The organism is Acidibrevibacterium sp. (assembly GCF_049965395.1).
Lineage (GTDB): Bacteria > Pseudomonadota > Alphaproteobacteria > Acetobacterales > Acetobacteraceae > Acidibrevibacterium > Acidibrevibacterium fodinaquatile.
In genome coordinates this window covers 57,261-60,867 of sequence record NZ_JBMFWJ010000016.1, presented here as the reverse complement: position 1 = coordinate 60,867, position 3,607 = coordinate 57,261, and the positions used below count along the sequence as shown (strand labels likewise).

The window sequence follows — 3,607 nt, the reverse complement described above, 5'->3', positions numbered from 1 at the left end:
CCCCCGCCCCCGCCGCCACCGCCCTCTCCGGCGGCGACCGCGCCGGCGCCGCCGAGTCCGCCGCTGCCGCCGCCGCAGATTTCGCCGGAAGCTTTGCCCGAAACCGCGAAACCGCCGCCGGCCCCCCCGATGCCGGCGCCGCCACAACCGCAAGCGGCGAGGGTGCAACCGCCGCTGCCGGTGCCGCCCTTGCCGGCGCCGCCGCCGCAAAGTGCGACCAGCCAACCCAACCCGACCAAGAACGTCGCCCCCGAAAGCGACGCCTTGGAGGCGACGCTCGAGAAGCTGCGGGCCTTGCAGAAGCAGACGACACCGCCGAAGGCACGCGCCAACCCGCAGGCTGGCGGCGCCCCGAAGGGTGGCGGCGCGCGCGAGGGGACGGATACCAGCGCCTTGACCGCCGATCAGCGTGCCTCGATCGGTGATCACGTGCGCGAATGCTGGACCTATGACCCCGGTGCCAAGGATGCCAGCCAGTTGCAAGTGCATCTGCAGGTCGTCACCGACACCAATGGCACCGCCCGCGTTGCCCGCGTCGCCGGCAGCGATGTCGGCCGCATGAGCGACCCGGAGTTCCGCGCCTTCGCCGAACGCGCGATTCGCGCCGTTCTCGATCCGCATTGCGCCAACCTGCCGCTGCCCAAAGACATGGTCGGCCAGTCGCGGACCCTCGATTTCCGCTTTAGTCCCTGATATCCGCTCGACATCCTGAGCGAGGAGCCAGATCCATGAACCTCATCGGCAGCGACTTTCTTCCCCCGCCCGCGCTCGGCCGGCGCGGCTTGATTGGCGCCGCGGCGGCGAGCGCCTGGGCGCTTCCCGCCGCAGCCCAGCAGCCGCCAGCCGCGCCGGCGCCGGCCGGCAAGCCTGGGGCACCGAGCGCGGTGATCGACGTCAACCGTGCCCGCGCCGCGCCCATCCCGATCGCCATTCCGAGCTTTTCCGGCGGGACCAGTGCCAACCCCAATCTCGGCCGTGACATGGCGGCGGTGGTGACCGCCGACCTCGCCAATTGCGGTCTCTTCAAGCCGCTCGATCCGGCGTCGTTCATCCAGGCCGCCGCCAATATGGGCGACGTGCCGAAATGGAACGACTGGAAGGCGATCGGGGCGCAGGCGCTGGTCACCGGGCGGGTGCAATCGAGCGGCAGCCAGGTTCGCGTCGAATTCCGGCTCTGGGACGTCTTGCCCGAGCAGCAGATCCAAGGCACCGCCTATACCACCGGCGAGGCCAATTGGCGGCGGATCAGCCATATCATCGCCGATGTGATCTATTCCCGCCTGCTCGGCGAAAAAGGCTATTTCGACAGCCGGGTGATCTATATCTCCGGCACCGGGCCGCGCAATCGGCGCATCAAGCGCCTCGCCATCATGGACCAGGACGGCGCCAATAACCGGTTTCTTTCCGATGGCTCCTGGCTCGTCTTGACGCCGCGCTTTCATCCGACGCGCGACGAGATCGCTTTCATGAGTTATGCCAATAACCGCCCGCGGGTCTATATCTTCGATCTCGGCTCGGGCCGTCAGCGCATGCTCGGCGAATGGCGTGGGATGACCTTCGCGCCACGCTTCAGCCCCGACGGCAGCAAGGTCATTCTTTCGGAAACGCGGGGAAGCGGCTCGAATATCTATGTCGTCGATCTCGATGGCGGGCGCGAGACACAGCTCACCAATTCCGGCGCGATCGATACCAGCCCCTGCTACAGCCCGGACGGCAGCCAAATCGTGTTCAATTCCGATCGCGGCGGTGACCAGCAGCTCTACATGATGAACGCCGACGGCTCCAATGTCCGGCGCATCAGCTTCGGGGCGGGCCGCTACGCAACCCCGGTTTGGTCGCCGCGTGGCGACCTCATCGCCTACACGCGGCTCGGCGGCGATAGCTGGAGCATCGGTGTCATGCATCCCGATGGCAGCGGTGAGCGGATTCTCTCGCAAGGCTTCGCCGTCGAGGGGCCGACTTTCTGCCCCAATGGGCGAGTGATCATGTTCTGGCGCGAGACCCCGGCGCGCGATTCGCGCGGCAATGGCTATTCGGCGCGCCTCGTCAGCGTCGATATCACCGGGTTTAACGAGCGCGTCGCGACCACCCCGACCGACGCCACCGACCCCGCCTGGTCGCCGCTCGGCGCCTGATTTTGCAACACAGGCATGAATTTCGTAGCTATAACGGGAAGATCGCTTGACCGCGATCGAAACGGTGGAGTATGCGGCATGAGTGTGTTCGCCGGGGTTGGTTTCGACCCTGGGGACATAATCGTTGCGCCGCGAGGCACATAGGTAATCGCTAGGCACCCAGACCCAGGGACAGAAGACAATGAATATCAAAATTCTTGGCGCCTTTGCCGCCGTTGCGCTGCTGGCGGCTTGTAACCAGACTCCCACCCCGACCACGGCGTCCACCGGCGCTGGCGCGACGGCGCCGTCCGGCCCGGTGCCCGGCAGCGAGCAGGATCTCGTCCAGAATGTCGGTGACCGCGTGTTTTACGCCTTTGACAAGTCCAACCTGAGCGACGAGGCGAAGGCGACCCTTACCCGCCAGGCCGAGTGGCTGAAGAAATACCCGCAAGTGCAGGTGCAGATCGCTGGCAATTGTGATGATCGCGGTACCGAGGAATATAACCTCGCCCTCGGCCAGCGCCGCGCCAACGCCGCGCGTGACTTCTTAGTTGCCCAGGGGATCGCCGCCTCGCGCATCACCACCATCAGCTACGGCAAAGATCGCCCGACCGCGATGGGGGATAACGAGCAGGCTTGGGCGCAGAACCGTAACGCCATCACCTCGGTTCGCTGATTTTACCGCGCGTTGCTCATGCGGTGGTAACACCGGAGATGAGCGTTTCTCGGGGGCCTGGAACGTCATCCGGTCGACGATGATTTCGGTCGGATGACGATGCCGGCGTGGGGGTGAAAAGCCCATCACGCCCCGAAGATCCGGGTGGTGGCAGGGTTTTGCCGACGTGGTCGGAAGCCATGCCAGAAAAAGCCGGCGGCCTAGGGTCCGCCGGCTTTGTTTTGAGCCGGTCTTTCGCGAGATGGTTTGATTTGATGGCCGGTTTATTTTAAATCCCGGACCCTTCCTGCAAGCAACGGGGGTAGTCGGCATGACGAGGCATTGGCTGCGCGGCGCCTTCGCGGTCGGGCTCGCTTTCGCGCCGGCCGCCGCCCACGCCCAAATGGAGAGCCGTGAGGCCATCCAATTGCAAAACGAGATTCTTGCGCTGCGCCATGATCTCGAGGCGCTGCAGAAATCCGGCGGCACCGGCGGTTCCGCGCTCGGCAGCGCGAAACACTCAGCCCCCGCCGCCTCTGCCGCCAGCAGCGATATCCTGACCCAGCTCCTCGATCGCGTCAGTCTGCTTGAGGACCAGATGCGGCAATTGCGCGGCCAGGTCGATGAGCTGAACAACCAGATGGCGCGGCAGAACGCCGATCTCAACAAGAAGATCGATGATCTCGGCTTCCGCGTCGACACGATCGAGGGCGGCAAGCATCCCGCCGCCACGGCCCCCGCGGCGCGCGACGAGGCAACGGACGATAAAATTCCGCCGAGCACGAGCCCGCCCCCGGCGCCGCTCGGCACCTTGCCGGTGCCGCCCGCGACGCCG

3 protein-coding genes and 1 pseudogene are annotated in these 3,607 nt (G+C 65.9%); all 4 read left to right on the top strand.

Annotated features, from left to right (window positions below; translation table 11 throughout):
- Nucleotides 1-693 (top strand): hypothetical protein (locus tag ACP5M5_RS07145; protein ID WP_427936433.1); only part of this gene is annotated, 693 nt, incomplete at its 5' end.
- A gap of 35 nt (nucleotides 694-728) precedes the next feature.
- A complete protein-coding gene (gene tolB / locus ACP5M5_RS07140) occupies nucleotides 729-2,135 on the top strand; it encodes a Tol-Pal system beta propeller repeat protein TolB (protein ID WP_427936432.1) in 1,407 nt (468 codons plus the stop codon).
- A gap of 181 nt (nucleotides 2,136-2,316) precedes the next feature.
- A complete protein-coding gene (pal, locus tag ACP5M5_RS07135; RefSeq protein WP_131430673.1) occupies nucleotides 2,317-2,793 on the top strand; it encodes a peptidoglycan-associated lipoprotein Pal in 477 nt (158 codons plus the stop codon).
- A 310-nt stretch (nucleotides 2,794-3,103) separates the two neighbouring features.
- Nucleotides 3,104-3,607 (top strand): annotated as a pseudogene (locus ACP5M5_RS07130) (tetratricopeptide repeat protein); the annotation flags it as partial.